19 protein-coding genes are annotated in these 17,545 nt (G+C 47.1%); 9 read left to right on the top strand and 10 right to left on the bottom strand.

The features are described from left to right. Nucleotides 1-90 precede the first annotated feature (90 nt). A complete protein-coding gene (locus ACFOGI_RS11195; protein ID WP_390272439.1) occupies nucleotides 91-1,164 on the top strand; it encodes a YkvI family membrane protein in 1,074 nt (357 codons plus the stop codon). Nucleotides 1,165-1,371: 207 nt separating this feature from the next. Here the strand turns inward: ACFOGI_RS11195 and ACFOGI_RS11190 are convergent, their stop codons facing one another. The 4 genes from ACFOGI_RS11190 to ACFOGI_RS11175 all read right to left on the bottom strand — a co-directional run bounded on the left by ACFOGI_RS11190 (nucleotide 1,372) and on the right by ACFOGI_RS11175 (nucleotide 2,878). Further along, nucleotides 1,372-1,707, bottom strand: coding sequence for a hypothetical protein (locus ACFOGI_RS11190; protein ID WP_390272436.1), 336 nt, complete (start codon nucleotides 1,705-1,707; stop codon nucleotides 1,372-1,374). Continuing rightward, complete coding sequence (locus ACFOGI_RS11185) at nucleotides 1,704-1,907, bottom strand: hypothetical protein (RefSeq protein ID WP_390272434.1); 204 nt, start codon at nucleotides 1,905-1,907, stop codon at nucleotides 1,704-1,706. The genes ACFOGI_RS11190 and ACFOGI_RS11185 overlap by 4 nt, the downstream gene beginning before the upstream one ends. A 52-nt stretch (nucleotides 1,908-1,959) precedes the next feature. Next, a complete protein-coding gene (locus ACFOGI_RS11180) occupies nucleotides 1,960-2,340 on the bottom strand; it encodes an SET domain-containing protein (protein WP_390272432.1) in 381 nt (126 codons plus the stop codon). 124 nt (nucleotides 2,341-2,464) lie between these two features. Continuing rightward, nucleotides 2,465-2,878 carry an Lrp/AsnC family transcriptional regulator gene (locus ACFOGI_RS11175; RefSeq protein ID WP_390272429.1) on the bottom strand — a complete coding sequence of 138 codons (414 nt, stop codon included), beginning with the start codon at nucleotides 2,876-2,878 and terminating at the stop codon, nucleotides 2,465-2,467. A 117-nt stretch (nucleotides 2,879-2,995) separates the two neighbouring features. On the opposite strand from ACFOGI_RS11175, the gene ACFOGI_RS11170 reads away from it, so the two are divergent. The 4 genes from ACFOGI_RS11170 to ACFOGI_RS11155 all read left to right on the top strand — a co-directional run bounded on the left by ACFOGI_RS11170 (nucleotide 2,996) and on the right by ACFOGI_RS11155 (nucleotide 6,605). Continuing rightward, nucleotides 2,996-3,757, top strand: coding sequence for an MBL fold metallo-hydrolase (locus ACFOGI_RS11170; protein ID WP_390272427.1), 762 nt, complete (start codon nucleotides 2,996-2,998; stop codon nucleotides 3,755-3,757). Nucleotides 3,758-4,067: 310 nt separating this feature from the next. After that, nucleotides 4,068-4,352, top strand: a complete 285-nt coding sequence (locus ACFOGI_RS11165; protein WP_390272424.1) for a hypothetical protein — start codon at nucleotides 4,068-4,070, stop codon at nucleotides 4,350-4,352. Between the two features lie 805 nt (nucleotides 4,353-5,157). Further along, the gene (locus ACFOGI_RS11160) at nucleotides 5,158-5,313 is read left to right on the top strand and encodes a hypothetical protein (protein WP_390272422.1); all 156 of its coding nucleotides are present in this window, start codon (nucleotides 5,158-5,160) and stop codon (nucleotides 5,311-5,313) included. 782 nt (nucleotides 5,314-6,095) lie between these two features. Continuing rightward, nucleotides 6,096-6,605 carry a hypothetical protein gene (locus tag ACFOGI_RS11155; RefSeq protein ID WP_390272419.1) on the top strand — a complete coding sequence of 170 codons (510 nt, stop codon included), beginning with the start codon at nucleotides 6,096-6,098 and terminating at the stop codon, nucleotides 6,603-6,605. Between the two features lie 631 nt (nucleotides 6,606-7,236). On the opposite strand, the gene ACFOGI_RS11150 is transcribed toward ACFOGI_RS11155, so the two are convergent. The 4 genes from ACFOGI_RS11150 to ACFOGI_RS11135 form a co-directional block, all read right to left on the bottom strand. Then, entirely contained in the window at nucleotides 7,237-8,889 is a 1,653-nt protein-coding gene (locus ACFOGI_RS11150; RefSeq protein ID WP_390272417.1) for a catalase, read from the bottom strand. A 345-nt stretch (nucleotides 8,890-9,234) separates the two neighbouring features. Continuing rightward, on the bottom strand, nucleotides 9,235-9,876 hold the full coding sequence (locus tag ACFOGI_RS11145) for an SDR family oxidoreductase (protein WP_390272414.1): 642 nt from the start codon (nucleotides 9,874-9,876) through the stop codon (nucleotides 9,235-9,237). Nucleotides 9,877-10,164: 288 nt separating this feature from the next. Further along, nucleotides 10,165-10,620: a hypothetical protein gene (locus ACFOGI_RS11140; protein ID WP_390272412.1), complete on the bottom strand. Its 456-nt coding sequence runs from the start codon at nucleotides 10,618-10,620 to the stop codon at nucleotides 10,165-10,167. 11 nt (nucleotides 10,621-10,631) lie between these two features. Beyond that, nucleotides 10,632-11,435 carry a DUF3100 domain-containing protein gene (locus tag ACFOGI_RS11135; RefSeq protein ID WP_390272410.1) on the bottom strand — a complete coding sequence of 268 codons (804 nt, stop codon included), beginning with the start codon at nucleotides 11,433-11,435 and terminating at the stop codon, nucleotides 10,632-10,634. A 420-nt stretch (nucleotides 11,436-11,855) separates the two neighbouring features. Here ACFOGI_RS11135 and ACFOGI_RS11130 point away from each other — a divergent pair, with 420 nt between their 5' ends. Next, nucleotides 11,856-12,206: a zinc-ribbon domain-containing protein gene (locus ACFOGI_RS11130; RefSeq protein ID WP_390272408.1), complete on the top strand. Its 351-nt coding sequence runs from the start codon at nucleotides 11,856-11,858 to the stop codon at nucleotides 12,204-12,206. Between the two features lie 39 nt (nucleotides 12,207-12,245). Here the strand turns inward: ACFOGI_RS11130 and ACFOGI_RS11125 are convergent, their stop codons facing one another. Further along, nucleotides 12,246-13,172, bottom strand: a complete 927-nt coding sequence (locus tag ACFOGI_RS11125; RefSeq protein ID WP_390272406.1) for an LCP family glycopolymer transferase — start codon at nucleotides 13,170-13,172, stop codon at nucleotides 12,246-12,248. A gap of 386 nt (nucleotides 13,173-13,558) precedes the next feature. Between ACFOGI_RS11125 and ACFOGI_RS11120 the strand changes: the two genes are divergently transcribed. Further along, a complete protein-coding gene (locus ACFOGI_RS11120; RefSeq protein ID WP_390272404.1) occupies nucleotides 13,559-14,131 on the top strand; it encodes a hypothetical protein in 573 nt (190 codons plus the stop codon). Between the two features lie 13 nt (nucleotides 14,132-14,144). Continuing rightward, complete coding sequence (locus ACFOGI_RS11115; protein ID WP_390272402.1) at nucleotides 14,145-14,372, top strand: DUF2187 family protein; 228 nt, start codon at nucleotides 14,145-14,147, stop codon at nucleotides 14,370-14,372. Between the two features lie 345 nt (nucleotides 14,373-14,717). Here the strand turns inward: ACFOGI_RS11115 and ACFOGI_RS11110 are convergent, their stop codons facing one another. Next, nucleotides 14,718-15,575, bottom strand: a complete 858-nt coding sequence (locus ACFOGI_RS11110) for a MurR/RpiR family transcriptional regulator (protein WP_390272399.1) — start codon at nucleotides 15,573-15,575, stop codon at nucleotides 14,718-14,720. Nucleotides 15,576-15,778: 203 nt separating this feature from the next. On the opposite strand from ACFOGI_RS11110, the gene ACFOGI_RS11105 reads away from it, so the two are divergent. Next, complete coding sequence (locus ACFOGI_RS11105; RefSeq protein WP_390272396.1) at nucleotides 15,779-17,122, top strand: GntP family permease; 1,344 nt, start codon at nucleotides 15,779-15,781, stop codon at nucleotides 17,120-17,122. Nucleotides 17,123-17,545 lie beyond the last annotated feature (423 nt).

Genomic DNA, 17,545 nt, shown 5'->3' with positions numbered 1-17,545 from the left:
ACAAACCTCACGACTATTACCGAATATTAAATATATACACTATTCGACAATTATAGTAGAATATAAAATTAGAACAGGAGGTACTCATAGATGAAGAACGCATTAATTATGGGCAGCGCATTCGTTGGAGTCATCGTTGGAGCTGGCTTCGCTTCCGGACAGGAAGTGCTACAATATTTCACCAGCTTCGGGATCATGGGCATTGCAGGAGCGATTCTTGCAACCGCTTTATTCGCCTATGCGGGAATGGCGCTCGTATGGATTGGAAGCAGATCGCAGACCAATTCCCATAAGGAAGTCATTTACAAAATCAGCGGGAAACCATTAGGTATGGTTATTGACTATATTCTTATATTCACATTGTTCGGGGTAGGAGTGGTCATGATTGCAGGCGCTGGTTCGAACCTTAACCAGCAATTCGACTTGCCTGTAGTGGCAGGTACTCTGTTGATCACTGTGCTTGTCCTTTTGGCAGGAATGCTGAATGTGGAACGAGTAGTGAATATCATCGGCGGGATCACGCCGTTTCTCATCATTTTCGTATTGATCATTTCCATCTACAGTTTCCTTACAGCCGAGGGATCCTTGGCTGAATTGGACAGCATTGCAAAAGCACAGCCGACCACATTGCCGAACTGGTTCATCTCAGCGATCAATTATGTCTCCTTCAATATTGCAGTAGGTGCATCCATGGCACTGGTAATGGGAGGCGCCGAACCGAACCGGAAAACAGCGGCAATGGGCGGCCTGGCCGGAGGACTCGGCATCGGAATCCTCATTATCTTGAGCAATCTGGCCATCTTCTCCAAAGTAGGGCAAATCAGCGGCACGGACATGCCGATGCTAGCAATTGTCGACAGCATCTCGCCAGTACTAGGAACCATCATGTCTCTCGTCATATTTGCAATGATATTCAACACAGCACTAAGTATGTTCTACTCCTTTGCTGCTCGATTTTCTGAAGTGGAGACCAAGAACTTCAAATACTTTTATACCGGTACCATGATCGCCGGTTTCATCGTAAGTTTCCTTGGTTTCACGGAACTCGTCGCATATTTCTATCCGCTCATCGGCTACCTTGGCCTGACGCTCATCGCCGTCTTAGCCATAACACCGATCCGCATGAAAAAGATGGACAAAAAAAGGCAAGAAGTGACAGGGTAACCCCCTATCACTCCTTGCCTTTTTTTATTTTGGACGATATCTGTGCGCTTCGGCCGATTTCCTGCGTGTGCTGCTGATATCTACGCGCTCCGGCCGATTTCCCGCGCGTGCTGCCGATATCCCGCCGCTTCGGCGGATCTCCTGCGTGTGCTGCCGATATCGCGACGCTCCGGCGGATTTCACGCGTGTGCTGCCGATTTCTCGCCGCTACGGCCGATTTCCTGCGTGTCCTGCGGATATCGCGACGCTCCGGCGGATTTCCTGCGCGTGCTGCCGATTTACTCGCACTCCGGCGGATTTCCTGCATGTGCTGCCGATATCCTCGCGCTCCCGCCGATTTCCAGCACGTGCTGCCGATTTACTCGCGCTTCGGCGGATTTCACGCGTGTGCTGCCGATTTCTCGCCGCTACGGCCGATTTCACGCATGTCCTGCGGATATCCACGCGCTCCGGTCGATTTCCAGCATGTGCTGCCGATATCCTCGCGCTCCCGCCGATTTCCAGCACGTGCTGCCGATATCCCGCCGCTCCGGCCGATTTCAAGCGTGTGCTGCTGATATCCTCGCGCTCCAGCCGATTTCCTGCGTGTGCTGCTGATATCCTCGCGCTCCGGCCGATTTCCTGCGTGTGCTGCCGATATCCTCGCGCTTCGGCCGATTCCCCACATGTCCTGCCGATATCCCGCCGCTTCGGCCGATTTCACGCGTGTGCTGCCGATATCGCGACGCTTCGGCGGATTTCACGCATGTCCTGCCGATATCCTCGCGCACTCGCTGATAACTACCCGCTCCATCCTTAATCTTCTTCGTTGAACCACAATGGATCGTTGTCGTCCACCTCGCCATTATAGTTGATCAAGATTTCATCCCCTGCTTTTATATCTGTATAAGCATAGAATTCGAATGTGTGGTTATCAAAATTGATTTCATATCTGGCGTTCGGTTCATACGAATGGTTGAACAGCATGCCATAGCCAAGGAGGATGGCAGAGTGATTGATTCCATATTCAAAAGCATAGTCACCTAGCAAAGTCTTCTCGATGTGTGGATGCTGGTCATTCGGATATGCAATGACAGGTGCTTCATGGAAAAGTGTTCCTTTAGGGATATCATCCACTGCGAATACCCCTCTATTGAATTCCCCGTCACTGACGGCCGATGTTTTTATTTCGATCATATTGTTCACCTGCTCACTTTAAAATAATCTTCCTAACTCTAACATAAATCATCATAGAAAGCTCCTTCTTAGAGGAATTCCTGTGATCGACCCGTCAGATTTCTGCATCGTGTCCTCTGCTGCTCTACTGTTTGTTGACCACCATGGAAAGTTTATAGTTTGCATACCCATTCAATTCCTCTAGAAAGCTGTTGAGTGATGCATTATCCGGAAATTTGCATTCAAGCATATAGCATCCGTCTCCACTTATTTTATAGTGGTTGAGGACGTAGGTTTGCCTTGTTTTTATAAAGGATAGGTATGGCTGATGATTCAGGGTCTGGGTGATGATCGTGATGAACGCATGGACCATATAGCCGAGCTTGTCCTTATTGACATTGATGGTGTACCCTTCGATGACACCACTTTCCTCTAATTTGGCCACTCTGTCAGAGGCGGCCTGACCCGTCAAATGGACTTTTCTCCCCAGTTCTTTCATCTTTATGCGACTGTTCTTGGAAAGCTCCTCCAAGATTCGTATATCCGTATGATCCAGCATGCAGCCCCATCCTTTCATTATTCAAGTGTAACGGCGAAAAGACTTGATTTCATCCATGTATTCTCAACTTATCATAATATAGAATAAATGCAAACGAAAGAAAAGGAGTCAATATGCATGAAGATACAACAAATCCGAAATGCCACCCTGGTCGTGGAATATCCAGGAAAGAAGTTCTTGATCGACCCATTTTTAGCGGACAAGGGCACTTACCCGCCCTTCCCGAATTCCGTACGCCAGGACCAATATAATCCTCTAGTAAGCCTGCCGGCATCATTGGACGATATCCTGTCGGGGATAGATGCTGTCATTGTAACCCATCTGCATCTGGATCACTTTGACGACACGGCCAAAGAAGTACTGCCGAAAGAGATCCCATTGTTTGTACAGAACGAGGAAGATGCGGAAGAAGTGAGAAAGGCCGGTTTTCAACAGGTAATGGTTCTAGAAGAGAACACCGAATTTGGAGGTATTACGTTAAGCAAGACAAAAGGTGAGCATGGAAGAGGCGAAATCTTGAAACTGGCCGGTCTGGTGTGTGGCGTCGTATTCAGCCATCCATCAGAGAAAACATTATATGTAGCAGGAGACACCGTCTGGTATGAAGGTGTTCAGGAAATGATCGAGGAACACCAGCCAGAGATCATTGTCGTGAATGCCGGGGACAACCAGTTCTTGGAGGGCGGTTCCCTCGTCATGGGCAAAGAAGATGTTCATCAAGTGGCTAAGGCAGCACCTGAAGCAACCATCATTGCCAGCCATATGGAAGCTGTCAATCATTGGATCTTATCCAGACAGGAATTAAGCAGCTATCTCCAGGAGAAAGAGATTTCTTCCCAGGTATTCATACCGGAAGATGGAGCTTCATATACTTTCTAAATTTGAAAAACAGACAGCAGGAGCTCCCTCTGTCTGTTTTTTTGTACCTATTGTGTCGTAAAAAAAGCAGCCTGGTCCCGGAGCATGATGGGTTTCCTTCTCACCACCCCTCAAAAAAGTAGCCCACTGCATGTTTGAATTTTATGTTAAAATTCATACTCAAGGTTCTTGTTCCTTAAAAATCATCACAAATAATGAGCGCTTATTGTTAAATAAGATGAGACGTATTCACCACTGCTAAAAATAATGCTAATAACGGAGCCGAGACACATTAGGATCACTACATAAATAAAATATTGGAGGTATAGTTATGTGGGTAATATTAGGCCTGATTGCTATAGTAGCAACTTTTATAAATCTTTATATGTTTACAGCAGGAAAGGATTATAAGCTTGCCATGGCGATGGGATTATCATTTACAGCATTAACACTTTGTGCGGAATACAGCCTTGTATCCCGATGGGTAAACGTGGAAGATTGGGCGGCTTTATCGGATGTAGTACCCGGTATGCAAAGGGCATTATGGTTGTTGACAATTATATCTATCTTGCTAAATATAGCACCTATACTACTAGAACTTAAAAATAAGAAATAATTACTTTGTGGCTCTTTGCAATTATTGTGTAGGTCTTTATGAATAACTAACAGATGCGTTGGTCAAAGAGGACATGTACTTTTTAATTGTATGAAACGTTTTCCTGGTTGCGTTCGTATGTAAGGTGGGGGATGAAAAATGGAAGAATTTGAGTTCAGCTTTAAAAATAAATATGTAAGATTATGGTTTATTTGGATGGTTCCTCTCATCCTACTATCGGTGTTATTATTTCTCCTTTTACCAATAGGATACCATGGGATACCTTCTCTTCTTTTAACCATCATTCCACTTACCTTTTATGGTTGGGTGAAGCTTGATAAAAGGAAAAAGAGATAACTATTATATTGCTTTAATGGGGGCGATTGTGGAACAAGGCAGTCGCTTCTTGTGTTATAGGGACAGAATTATACAATAAATCTTCGGATGAAAGGTGAATAGTTTTTAATGGAAAGTAGATTAAGAAAATCAAGTATATATGGATTATTGTTCGGGTTGGCTATATCTATTTTGTTCGTGGATTATAAAAATGTTACACAGGTAGGAAATGGATTTTATCAAACGACATATAAACCTGTAATGGAATACATCGTGTCAATCTTGCGCTTCGGTATTATAGGAATGTTTTTAGGTCTATTTATTGGTTGGAAGGATTATGAAAGGAAACATAAAACTCAACAAGAAAAATCATATTATCTTCCATTCTTCTTTGTTGTTTTTCTTGTTTCCATCATGTTAATGTTCGTTTTTAATTGGTAAGCATGTTCGCTGATGGGGGCTATTGTTAAATAAAATGGGGGGACAGATGATGGATGACCAATATGTTGTTGGTTGGGGGACACTGGCATTGATCAATGCAGCACTTGCACAAGGGAAAAATAGAACGGGGCTAAACTGGTTTTTGCTTTCCCTTATATTAGGTCCGTTGGCAACACTAATTTTGTTATTTGTTGAAAAGAGATGAGAGAACTGTAGGACATAGATTGTATTAATGATATAAGTAAATAAATTATTGGACCAGGAATGTGAATTCTTGCTTCCTCAACTAAACGAGGGCAATTCTTTTATCAGCCTGCCTGATCAAGCGAGCTCCCTCTTCATTTTAGCAAGCGCAGCAATATAATTAGGAGGAGAAAAGAGATGAAACATAGGATCCAATTTACTTTGGGATATTTAGGATACTTTCTAATAGGGTTTATTGCTTTAAGGTCTATAATTTTCCAGGGTGATAAGGTAGAGTTTATTTTGTTGATGGTTGGATTACTTTTACTTGTAAACTATATAAGTTTTTTAGAAAAAAGCCACGGAACGCCCAAGTATAGTGGTTATATAAAACTTATATTAATTGTCCTATTTATCTTCGCTGGAATTGCACTGTTTTAGTAAGTTTTACAAGCTTCATTAGAAAGGGGAACAAAGAATGGGCATCCCTGTAATTTTATCAGTAATATTACTGATCACCCTTATATTCTCTATATCCTTTGTCATTACAAAAAGAAAAAAAGCTGGTGTAACGGGGGTGAAAAGTGCTTTAACCCCAATTTGTTTTTATCTTATCAGTATAACGAACCTTTTTGCTTATTGGTTTAAGTTTACGGGCTTACTGAATTGGTTCATATCTGTTGCTTTGCTGATGTTAGGTGCTTATTTCACCAAATATATGCCAGTTTACGAAGATCAGAGTTAACAATCGGTGGCGATCAGTCCAGCGCTTTTGTGCAGCAGTAATTATGAAGGAGTGGGTTTTTGATAAAAGAAAAAGTAATTGAATTCCTATTCAACAATAAAAAGTATAGGGTCGAGAAGTTTGTTCTTTTGATTTTATTCTGGCCCGTGGTTCTATATCTATCTACCGCCTTTCGGATTTCCCTAACCGACTTATTTCTACCTGTATTAACACTTATAGTGCTACTCTCGATCATACAAATAGCATGGTATAACAAGAAAAAGGAGATCAAAACAGGGGTGAGCGATTGGATCGGAATGATATTCTGTCTTATTGTTTTAATAGCGATGTTGTTTATAAACTATAATGAAAATAAATTAGAAAATGCTGTGTATGATGCGATTGAAGAAAAAGTAGGGAATGAAACGTTTACGATAGAGTTTATTGACGAGATGAAGAAAAAAGAAAGCTATATTGTTGTTGGCTATACCATGGAAGATGATGACACGAAGTATTTGGAAAGGTATTATTGGTGCGATGGAGAATTGGTTCATGATGGAACAAAAGAAATAGAAGATGAAAAGAATTAATTTGTTCACTAAAATGGTCTCTTATCTGAAACAAGGATGGTATTGTCGGATAAACGTAAATGGCGATTTATTGTGAGAGGGAGGATGGATGAGATGGTCGTGTAGTTATTGAATATAAGTGTCGTATTACTCTTTGGCATAGGGATTGCCTCTTTTATTTGCCGGAGTTAATCCGTCAGCAGCTGATCGATTCTTTACCGTTCCATGGATAAATGTCTCGTTAAAGATATGGATGTTTGTTTTATTAATTGCTACAATGACTAACTTCTTCCGCATGCAGGCGAAAGACAAACAAGCAAAACTTGTCCATGTTCGGAATGCCTTTTTCACATCTGTGTTCATTATGTTATGAGTGGACTGGAAAAATGGGTGGCCTGTATTCAGTTCTATTTTCTAGTCATTTGATCTGATCAACATTGCTGTGTGCAGCAATGTTTTTTACTGTCCTTTACATCAACATGTTTGGGACACAAGGAATACCAACCGTTTCTGCATGAGCACCTGCCAGTCGTAACATTGTTGCCCAACATCTTTATACCAATAAAAAGCAGACGCATCACACGTCTGCTAGAATAGTTGCTAAATGCTTTTTTCCTCATTTCCCTGCGTTAACAGAACTGCTTAGCCCCAATCAATAAGGGTCGGCGTCATGACCTTTCTTCACGGCGTCGTCAGCAGCTTCATTCGCCGAGATGGAGCCTTGGCCGAACTTTGATTGTCCCGCTTCACGTCCTGGTACACGATCTTCCTTGCTCATTTCTTGGAGTTCTTTCCTCTTCTTCTCGATCCCTTCCTTCACACGGCGGCCGTAGTCCTCATCCGCTTGTGTGAAGTGTTTGATCATGGCCGTCTGGATTCGTTCATCACAAATTGCCAGGGCATCTGACAAGTTATCGATCAACTCATCGCGCTCCCAATCTTCAAAGCTGCGGTACGTTTCACCGGCTTGTCCATAGTTGTTCGGACGGTCGATTGGCGCACTCATGGCGGCAGCATGATAGGTCGGCTCATGTTGTGGATGGGGTTCCTCCGCTTCCTTATGGCCACCGATCATGGATGGTTCGTAATTGATGTGTTCATTGTCTCCAGCCTCTTGCGGGTTGCGATGATCCAGTTGGCCGCGATGCTGATTGGTGCGGACAGTTGTTTTTGGCGCATTGACAGGCACTTGCAGATAGTTCGAACCTACCCGGTAGCGCTGGGTATCCGAATAAGAGAAGGTACGGCCGATCAGCATCTTGTCGTCGGAGAAATCCATACCATCCACAAGGACACCTGTCCCGAAAGCAGCCTGCTCAATTTCCGCATGATAGTCTTTTGGATTCTGGTCCAATACCATGCGCCCTACCGGCAGCCAAGGGAACTTGTCTTCCGGCCACAGTTTCGTGTCATCGAGCGGGTCGAAATCAAGCTCTGGATGGTAGCCATCCTCCATGATTTGGACGAACAGTTCCCACTCTGGGTATTCTCCGCGCTCAATCGATTCATATAAATCCTGTGTCGCATGGGCTACGTTCTTCGCTTGGATTTCATTGGCTTCATCCTGGGTCAGATTGCGGATTCCCTGCTTCGGTTCCCAGTGGTATTTGACCAATACTGCTTCCCCTTTATCGTTCACCCATTTATAGGTGTTCACCCCTGAACCCTGCATGTGGCGGTATGTAGCTGGAATACCCCACGGAGAGAACAGGAAGGTGATCATATGTGTAGCTTCTGGCGAACGGGAAACGAAATCGAACATCCGCTCAGGGTTCGGCACGTTTGAAGCTGGATCCGGTTTGAAGGCATGGATCATATCAGGAAACTTCATCGCGTCACGGATGAAGAAAATTTTCAAGTTGTTCCCCACTAGATCCCAGTTTCCGTCTTCTGTGTACATTTTCACGGCAAATCCTCGCGGGTCACGGTCTGTTTCCGGAGAATCCTTGCCACCTGCTACCGTAGAGAAACGAACCATCAATGGGGTTTTTTTCCCTGCACCGGAAAATACTTTCGCCCGTGTATATTTCTCCACCGGCTCGTCCCCAACTTTTCCATACGTTTCAAAATACCCGAAGGCACCACTTCCACGCGCATGTACAATTCGTTCTGGCACTTCTTCCCTGTCAAAATGGGAGATTTTCTCCAAGAAATGATAGTTTTCCAATGTCGCCGGGCCACGATTGCCAATGGTCCGCATGTTTTGGTTGTCCATTACAGGACGTCCCTGACGTGTAGTCAATGTTTCACGGTTCACATCATCCTGCCGGTTTGAAGCGTTTTTTCCTTTTTGTTCATCCGCCATGGTAAAAATACCTCCTTTTTCATTCACCTATCAGGGATTGTATGCAGCAAAAGCAGGAACATGCCTTTGCATTTTCCTGAAGGAGACACTTCCGTAAGAGATATACCCGTTTTCTTGAAAGGTAAAACCTTCCAAATCAGATTTTTCCAATTTATTTCAAGAACGATGGAACACCATCGCATTCATTGAGGCACTTACCGGTCGCTGAGAGTATGCAGATGTTGCTGACCATCTGCTCTCCATAACGCGGAGAAATTTCCGTGACCAACATGCGAAGCCTTATATAAAACCCCGGCATTGTCTCAAGACAGTACCGGGGTTCATGCTGGGAAGTATCCATAGGCTTTAGGACAAGCTTCTCAGCGCATCTTCTATTTGTGTGTCACCAGATATCATCTCGAATGTTTTATGATAGGCATTCGGTTCTTGTAAAGCAGAGATCATCGTTTTCGCCACATCTTCCCGTGGTATTTCTCCTCGACCCACGGTGTCACCTACTTTGATTTTGCTTGTGCCCGGTTCTTTCGTCAGGGCACCTGGACGGACGATGGTATAATCGAGTTCCGACTTCTTCAAGTGCTCGTCTGCCTCATGCTTCATTTGCAGGTAATGGCGGAAGGTCCCTTCGACCTGTGTAGGATCTCCTGCCCCCATACTGCTCAGCATCACGAATTTTTTGATGCCGTCTTTTTCAGTTGCATCAATCAGGCGGATCGCTCCATCCCGGTCGACATCTGTCGTCTTATTCGGTCCAGTTCCCGAACCGGAACCAGCAGCGAACATGACCACTTCCATGCCTTTTACCGCTCTTCCGACATCACTTTCCGACTCCAGATCGCCCAGGACCGGGATGCCTCCAAGCTCTTCCATCTCCGCTTTTTGTTCCTCTTTGCGGACCATGGCATATGGCTCATGCCCTTCTGCGCGAAGGTTCTTCACTAACAATTTACCTGTATGTCCATGTGCACCTGCTACTAGCACTTTCATACTATCTGAACACTCCTTCCATGAGAGTCTCTCTAATAGTATTTCCTTCGTCCTTAAACTTGAAACTTTACCAGTTCTCCCTGAAGCATGGTACAAATGAGCGACTGATCCAACGGAAGATCCGCAGGGCAGACCCGCTCACAGTTTTTGAGGTTTGAGAATAGAACACCCCCGTCCTAATGAACGGAGGCATCAGTGCCTTTGAGTCGAAAAGACCTTTAGCAATACGTTGCTCTTCAGCATGCTATTCTATACGAGAGCAGTAGATAATGGCTTCCCTTTCTTCTATTAAATGATCCCCTGCCAGCGCAGCACCAGTTCGGCGATCAGCGCGGAACCGAGGAAAGAGCCCACTAGTACCAGGCTCGCGACTATCAAGGTCCTCCATCCCAGCCTGCGGAAATCCGCCCACGAACGGCCGATGGCAATTCCTGCATAGGCAAGGATTGGAGTGGTAAGTGCCAGCAGTTCCACTTGGTTGGTCCACTGCACGACATAGTCGGCCCCAGGCATCCACGGCATGGATACGATTACTCCGATGATCGCGATATAAGCAACACTCGGAAAATTGATCGGAATGACCGCATGCAGGATGAACCCTGCCAAGCAGATCAAGACCAACACAGCCATGCCAGGCAGCGCCGTCCATGGCATGATGTCATACCCCGCCCAATTGGCAAAAAGGGAAGTGAACCCGAAGATAACCAACAGCAGTGTCCATTCTTGTGTATTTTTCAATAGCATTGTCTTCCCCCCTAAGCCGCTTCCTTGTTGTTGTTATCTTTCTTTGTCAGCATCCGGTACAGCTTTTCCGTCAACGGCAGCGCGATGAAGATGCTGATATACAACCCAGTCGATAAGGACAGCAGGTTGCTGGCACCAGCAAATGCGACAATCTGTGTTTCCATCTCAGGAAATGCAGCAATGAGTGAGCCACTTGCCGCAGCCATCATGCTTCCGCTCCCGATTCCAGAAGCCATGGCAAATGAATACGGATGGAGCGGTGTCACTGTAACCAACAGACCTGCAAGGATGCCCATGAATACGGCACCGAACACGGTCCCGAAAATATAAACGGCCATGACACCACGCCCCTCCGGCGAGTTGATGCCGAATTTGTCCATGATCAGGCCGACATTCGGTTCCCTGGCCACCGAGTGTGTCATCCCGATGGATCCCCTCTTCAGTCCAAGCCAGACTGCGAGCGGCAATGCAAGCAGGATCGTTCCCAGGTTTCCCAGCTCCTGCAGCAAGAGTGCCGGTCCAGCCGCAATGATTTCCGGAAGAGACGGACCGATCGTGACACCGATTTTAGCAAGCAGCAAGGACACCCCCAGCACGATAATTGGTTCAGCGTTCCTCGACTGCCGCTCCTTCACGAGTGGTGTGAAATATAAAAGCAGCCCGATGATCAAGGCATACAGCATCGGCAGCAGCATCACGACACCTGGGCCGACCGAAAAACTGAACGTGCCCACCAATTCCGTCACGATAACCGTAACGAGCACGAGCAAATGGAGCCGCCAATCCTTCCACAGCCCCTGTAACGCATCGCTCATAATAATCCCCCATTTCTCTATCTCTGTTGTTATGTATACCTCCCCTTCCAACGACAAGAGGCTGTACTTATTCTACCATTTTTCCACTATTTGTAGAATTGTTATTTTTTGGCCTACAGTGAATGCTCTAATTGCCGTTAGATCCGCTCACTCAGGCGACAACACCTGCCGCTCAGGCCTCGCGACTGCTCACTCGGGCAGCCGTCCTCCCAGCTCGGGCCGCACATCTGCCCACTCAGGCGACAACACCTGCCACTCGGGCCTCGCGACTGCTCGCTCGGGCGACCGCACCTCCAGCTCAGGCCGCACATCTGCCCACTCAGGCGACAACACCTCCTCTACCATTAATTAAAACCATTTTTCGGCAGGGACGCGCATATAGTGATAGTGGAGTTCATTACCATCATGGGGGGCATAGGTATGAAATTTTGTCCGCAGTGTGGCGCGGATGTGCATGAAGCTAGCAGGTTCTGTTCGAAATGTGGGTTGGAGCTGTCAGAAACCGATACTGACCAATCAGCTGCTGCCGTCCAAACGGGTGCCAGGCGGCAACAGGGCAGCGCACCTACGTATGTGACCATTGGCTGGATCTGCTGTGTCATTTCACTCGTCTTCATTCCTGTCATTTTCGGTGCTATTACCGTCATCATGGGTTACCTGACGCGAAAGGTGGATGAACAGCATGGCACGATTCTGATGATTGCAGGTGTTGCTGGAGCTATTTTCGGCATGCTGCTCGGAGCAGCGGTCGGCGGATCCTACTATTATTAACCCACACAAAAAAGCTGCCGGCCCGGCAGCTTTTTCTTGTTATATTTCCCTTTTATCCACCATATCATGGACCTTTTCAATTTCTTCATCCGGTACAATCAGGTAGTAGATCCCATCAATTCTTGTCCCATCTCCAGCCATCTGGTAGCTGGTAATATTCTTCCTTGTCCCCATATAGTCGTTCATCAGTTTCTTCATATCATCAAATTCCAGGTTGGTCGTCATATTATCTCCAAGAATATCAATCGTCCGGTTGATTTTCGTGACGGAAGCGACGCTCACCCCTTCATCAATGATACCCTCGATCACTTTGCGCTGGCGCTCCTGCCGGCCGAAGTCTCCGTTCGGGTCCTGCTTCCTCATTTGCACATAGGCCATGGTTTTGTCGCCATCCATTTCCGTCGGTCCCTTTTCAAATTGGTACTGGCCGTCATTCCAAGCAACTTCATTATCGACTGTGATCGTGCCCAGCTCGTCCACCATCTCGGTCAAGCCTTCCATGTTCATCTGCACATAATAATCCAACTCGATATCCAGAAAATCTTCCACTGTCGCCACAGACATATCCGCTCCGCCATAAGCATAGGCATGATTGATTTTATCTTCAAAACCTCTGCCAGCCATCGTCGTGAGTGTATCACGCGGAATGCTGACCAACTGCATGGCCTCCTCTTTCGGATCAAGCGAAAGGACCATCACCGCATCCGATCTCCCGCTGTCTCCCTCACGCTCATCCACACCGAGCAGCAGTATATTCAACGGTTCCGACGTCTCCATTTTCTTCTCGACCACTTCCCGGTCGATCGATTCCACTGGCGCATTCATCTCCACATCCACCGTATTTTTCGCATTATTATAGATGGAGTAAGCATAGCCGCTAATTCCTAGCCCGACCAATAGCAGGAGAGCCAAAGGAATCTTCAGCCACAGTTTCCTAGACTTTTTCTTTCTGTCACTTCGTTTCATGCCAATCTCCTCTTATTCCCTTACTTTTTTTCTGATAAAAATCATTTTACCATATATGAACGGATCCATTCGATAGTATTTGATAAAATTCTACATTCCTCGGTCGGGAGGACTCCCTGCTCGGGCGGCAGAGGCCGACACTCAGGCCTCAGCTCTCACCACCCGGGCCGCGGCATCACCCACTCAGGCCATGCACACGCTCACTCAGGCCCCAGCTCACACCACTCAGGCCACGCTCATGCTCACTCGGGCCCCAGCACCATCCACTCGGGCCTCATCCCAATCTAAAAATGTAATCCAACGTCATAACAATCCCTTACTTTTTCCACATTTTTAACGAATTTATCCCATGCTCGCCTTATATGATAGAAACTGAGGGAAATCCAATGAAGCAAATACCAGATAGAAAGACGGTGAACACATTGGAATTGCTAAGCATCAATGGTCTATGCCATGTCGTTGGCGTTCCCTTGGATACGGGGGCTCGCTGGATCATGGAATTCAAGGAGCACATACCAACATCGAAACAAAACGATGCCACCTACTATCACTTGGAGGCGATCGATATTCTCGGCTTTATCAAAGCATGCAAAGAACAGCACTATTCAAGTGACCAAATTACAGAAATGCTGGAAAATAAATGTTTTCCCATCACCACCAACTCATCCATGGATATGGTAAAGGAAACGTTGGAACAGGGAAATTATAAAGGAAATATGCTGACAGTGATGCAGACACTTGGCATGACTGTATCGAATGTAGCAAACCAGGAAAAGATGCTCGACACATTGAAGCAGCAACAGAAGGAGCAATCTGAAAAAATGGACCGTCTGACAGACGAGTTGGAAACGATGAAGGAGGATATAGCAGCCGGAAGGGATTACTTCCTGAAAAAAGAGGCATTTGCCAAGCTGTTTCAACATAACAGCAGGAAGGCTCATATTTTTCCAATCACCTAAAGGAGGATGACGTATGTTTCACCCAGATAATAAGAAGGCAAAGCCAGGAGATATCGTGGAATTTATGCGGGATGGAATGCTTTTTCAAGGAAAGGTCCTTCCGTCCAAATGCAAAAACAGCATCATCGTGGATTTTTCTTCTATCATGCATAACTGGGAAAAAGTCAGCAGCTATCCGAACACCGTCGTCGGCCATGGGAAGTACCGGGTCGTCACCACATCCCGCCATAAAGCAGGATAGCTAAACCATCCACATTAGCCACAGAAGCCGTGCTTTCATGATCCCCCCTTCATGGAAGCATGGCTTCTGTGGTTTTATACGAAAAATTACGGAGACCCTGCCTGCAGCAAAATCCCCGTTCCTCTTATTCTTTAACTCTCTGTCAGAAGTAGAGGCAGGGGGATGGATAACGCCCCATTCTCCCAATTCTACTTCAGCCTCCAGCTAACACATCTTTTTCTTCTTGAACCACTACATCCACCTCGGACACTTTCCTGTTTGGAATACCCCTGGGCCGCGCGAATGCTCACTCGGGCGGCAGCTCCAGCCACTCGGGCCTCAACTCCCAGCTCCAACCGCATGCATTCATATTCGCTTTCCGGCAATTGCCTTCCTTACCTTGCCAAGGGCGGTCTTGCCCTTCTCCTTCTGGGCGACGAGGACATTGACGTACAGGGCGTCGAGGATGCTGAGCTGGGCGAGACGCGAGGACATAGCTTCCGGCCGGTAGTCGGACTCCCGGGCGACGGTGGAGAGTACGACATCCGCGCGCTCGCTCAGCGGCGACTTGGAGAAATTGGTGATGGCGATGGTTTTCACCCGCTGATCCTTCAACACGTCCAGGACATCAAGAATGTCCCTGGTCGCGCCGGAGTGGGAGATCAGCACCGCGACATCGGCTCCGGTCATCTGCGAGGCGGACACCACCTGCATATGGGAGTCGGACTGGGCATAGACGGGGATGCCGGTCCGAATCATTTTGAGGTAGGCTTCCATTGCGATGAGGTTGGAGCCGCCGAAACCGAAGAACTCGACCTTCCTTGCCCCCAATAAGCATTCCACTGCTTGCCGGACGGCTTCCATGTCCAGAATATCCAATGTTTCTTCCAATGTTTTCATATTCTCATGAAAAATTTTTTCCGTCATGCTTGCTTCCGTATCGGTGTCTGAAATGGTATCTTCCCGCCCGCTTTCCGGTACGGCTAGTTCGGATGCCAGCACAATCTTCATGGCCTGAAAGCCCTGGAATCCAATGGTTTTGCAAAAGCGGAACACGGTGGACACCGCGATGCCGATTTCATCGGCCACTTCGTTGATGCTGCCGTTGATGACGCGCTGTGGATGCTCCATGATATAATCCGCAATCCTCCGCTCTGTATGCGTGAAAGATGCATAATTGGAGCGGATGCGGATCATGCAATGCTTGTTTTCCTTGGTGTCCAATGTGCTCCCCCCTTCCGAATTTCCTATTTTTCTATCTTAATATGAATCCAGCAAAAAGGAAAATATTTTTTAAATCGTTTTCACCAGAAAAAATATTTTCCTGAAAGCGATTGCTACGGAAATAATTTTCATGTATCATAAGTTTTGCAGAATTTTTATCAACATCCGACAGATTCAGACAACAATAGAGGGGGAAGGGTTACATGTCATCTACTATGTTAATACTCATCGCTGTAGCTGGTATTTTTGGGCTATTATATCTAGTGATTCGCACCAAACTGCATGCGTTCGTATCTTTGATGATTGTCAGTTTACTAGTTGGTATCGCCGCTGGCATGCCGCTTAATGAAGTAATAGAAACCGTGGAAAGCGGGATGGGAGGAACACTTGGCTTCGTCGCCATTGTCGTCGGTCTCGGTTCCATGTTCGGAAAGATGCTTGAGGTCTCCGGAGGGGTCGAACGCCTCGCACAGACCTTGCTGAAAAAATTCGGTGAAGACCGCTCCCAGTGGGCGTTGGGAATCGCCGGGTTCTTGGTCGCTATTCCGGTATTTTTTGATGTCGGTTTCATCATCCTTGTGCCAATCGTGTATGGGCTTGCAAAGAAAACCGGCAAATCGCTATTGTACTATGGTATTCCGCTGCTCGCCGGTCTTGCAGTCACACACAGCTACATACCACCGACCCCGGGGCCGATTGCTGTTGCCGACCTGATCGGCGCAGAGCTTGGCTGGGTCATTCTCTTCGGTATCATGGCCGGGATCCCATCCATGATCATCGCAGGTCCATTGTTCGGCCGCTATATTGCAAACCGCATCCATGCGACCGTGCCGGACTACATGAATTTTGAGGACAAGGAATATGAAAAAGATTTGCCAGGCTTCGGTCTGATTGCCAGTATCATTCTCGTTCCACTCGTGTTGATTCTTATCAACACGTTATCCACTGTGATTTTCGCAGAAGGGCATATTGCGCGTGAGATCACCACGTTCATCGGTAATCCGATTGTCGCACTCACCATCGCTACGCTGCTGACATTCACATTCCTCGGAACGAAACGAGGATACAGCAGACAGGAAGTTCAAGACATCGCTACGAAAGCACTCGAACCAGCCGGTATCATCATCCTGGTAACTGGTGCAGGTGGTGTGTTCAAGCAAGTTCTGATCGACTCTGGTGTCGGTGATGTTCTCGGTGAAATGATGGCCGGGTCGCCACTGCCCCCGATCTTGCTGGCATTCCTGATCGCAGCCGTCGTACGTGTCGCACAGGGTTCTGCCACTGTATCCATGGTAACCGCAGCCGGGCTCATCTCCCCGGTTATTGAAATCACTGGAATGGAAGGCCCTGTACTTGGACTGATCGTTATCTCCATCGCGGCCGGTGCAACCGTGCTGTCACACGTCAACGACTCCGGATTCTGGCTCGTCAACCGATTCTTCGGCATTGACGTAAAAGACACCTTGAAAACCTGGACCGTCATGGAAACACTCATTGGTCTCGTCGGTCTCGGAGTCGCATTGATCTTAGGACTGTTTATAACTTAATAAGCAACTGTGAAAAACCGGGCGATCGCCCGGTTTTTTGTGCATAAGTCTGTGGACAACTGTGGATAAGTTATGGACAAGCTGTGGGTAGTTTGTGGATTATTGTCGAATGTGGTCGATGGGAGTGTGGTTGGGTGAGGTGTAGTTGTTGGCGCGCGGGCCGGGTGCTGTGCTGTGGCCCGAGTGCTGCATGCCGGCGACCGAGTGGCGGATGCTGTGGCCTGGGTGCTGCATGCTGCGGACCGAGTGGCGACCTCCACGGCCTGAGTGCTGCATGCCGGCGACCGAGTGGCGACCTCCGTGGCCCGAGTGCTGCATGCTGCGGACCGAGTGGCGACCTCCACGGCCTGAGCGGGCGCCGCGGGTCGTGCTTATCTTCATTTATTGCTTCTATATATTATTCCCATTTCATACACTATATAA

The organism is Virgibacillus xinjiangensis (assembly GCF_042643145.1).
In the GTDB taxonomy this organism is placed as follows: domain Bacteria; phylum Bacillota; class Bacilli; order Bacillales; family Amphibacillaceae; genus Virgibacillus_O; species Virgibacillus_O xinjiangensis.
The sequence above is the reverse complement of the archived record's forward strand: the minus strand, read 5'-3'. Positions and strand labels throughout refer to the sequence as shown.

Excerpts from the sequence above, each read along its gene's own strand:
- ACFOGI_RS11130 (WP_390272408.1), top strand. The coding sequence starts at position 11,856 with ATGAAATTTTGTCCGCAGTGTGGCGCGGATGTGCATGAAGCTAGCAGG.
- ACFOGI_RS11105 (WP_390272396.1), top strand. The coding sequence starts at position 15,779 with ATGTCATCTACTATGTTAATACTCATCGCTGTAGCTGGTATTTTTGGG.
- ACFOGI_RS11165 (WP_390272424.1), top strand. The coding sequence starts at position 4,068 with ATGTGGGTAATATTAGGCCTGATTGCTATAGTAGCAACTTTTATAAAT.
- ACFOGI_RS11120 (WP_390272404.1), top strand. The coding sequence starts at position 13,559 with ATGAAGCAAATACCAGATAGAAAGACGGTGAACACATTGGAATTGCTA.
- ACFOGI_RS11195 (WP_390272439.1), top strand. The coding sequence starts at position 91 with ATGAAGAACGCATTAATTATGGGCAGCGCATTCGTTGGAGTCATCGTT.
- ACFOGI_RS11140 (WP_390272412.1), bottom strand. The coding sequence starts at position 10,620 with ATGCTATTGAAAAATACACAAGAATGGACACTGCTGTTGGTTATCTTC.
- ACFOGI_RS11135 (WP_390272410.1), bottom strand. The coding sequence starts at position 11,435 with ATGAGCGATGCGTTACAGGGGCTGTGGAAGGATTGGCGGCTCCATTTG.
- ACFOGI_RS11175 (WP_390272429.1), bottom strand. The coding sequence starts at position 2,878 with ATGCTGGATCATACGGATATACGAATCTTGGAGGAGCTTTCCAAGAAC.
- ACFOGI_RS11160 (WP_390272422.1), top strand. The coding sequence starts at position 5,158 with ATGGATGACCAATATGTTGTTGGTTGGGGGACACTGGCATTGATCAAT.
- ACFOGI_RS11145 (WP_390272414.1), bottom strand. The coding sequence starts at position 9,876 with ATGAAAGTGCTAGTAGCAGGTGCACATGGACATACAGGTAAATTGTTA.
- ACFOGI_RS11115 (WP_390272402.1), top strand. The coding sequence starts at position 14,145 with ATGTTTCACCCAGATAATAAGAAGGCAAAGCCAGGAGATATCGTGGAA.
- ACFOGI_RS11125 (WP_390272406.1), bottom strand. The coding sequence starts at position 13,172 with ATGAAACGAAGTGACAGAAAGAAAAAGTCTAGGAAACTGTGGCTGAAG.
- ACFOGI_RS11180 (WP_390272432.1), bottom strand. The coding sequence starts at position 2,340 with ATGATCGAAATAAAAACATCGGCCGTCAGTGACGGGGAATTCAATAGA.
- ACFOGI_RS11150 (WP_390272417.1), bottom strand. The coding sequence starts at position 8,889 with ATGGCGGATGAACAAAAAGGAAAAAACGCTTCAAACCGGCAGGATGAT.
- ACFOGI_RS11170 (WP_390272427.1), top strand. The coding sequence starts at position 2,996 with ATGAAGATACAACAAATCCGAAATGCCACCCTGGTCGTGGAATATCCA.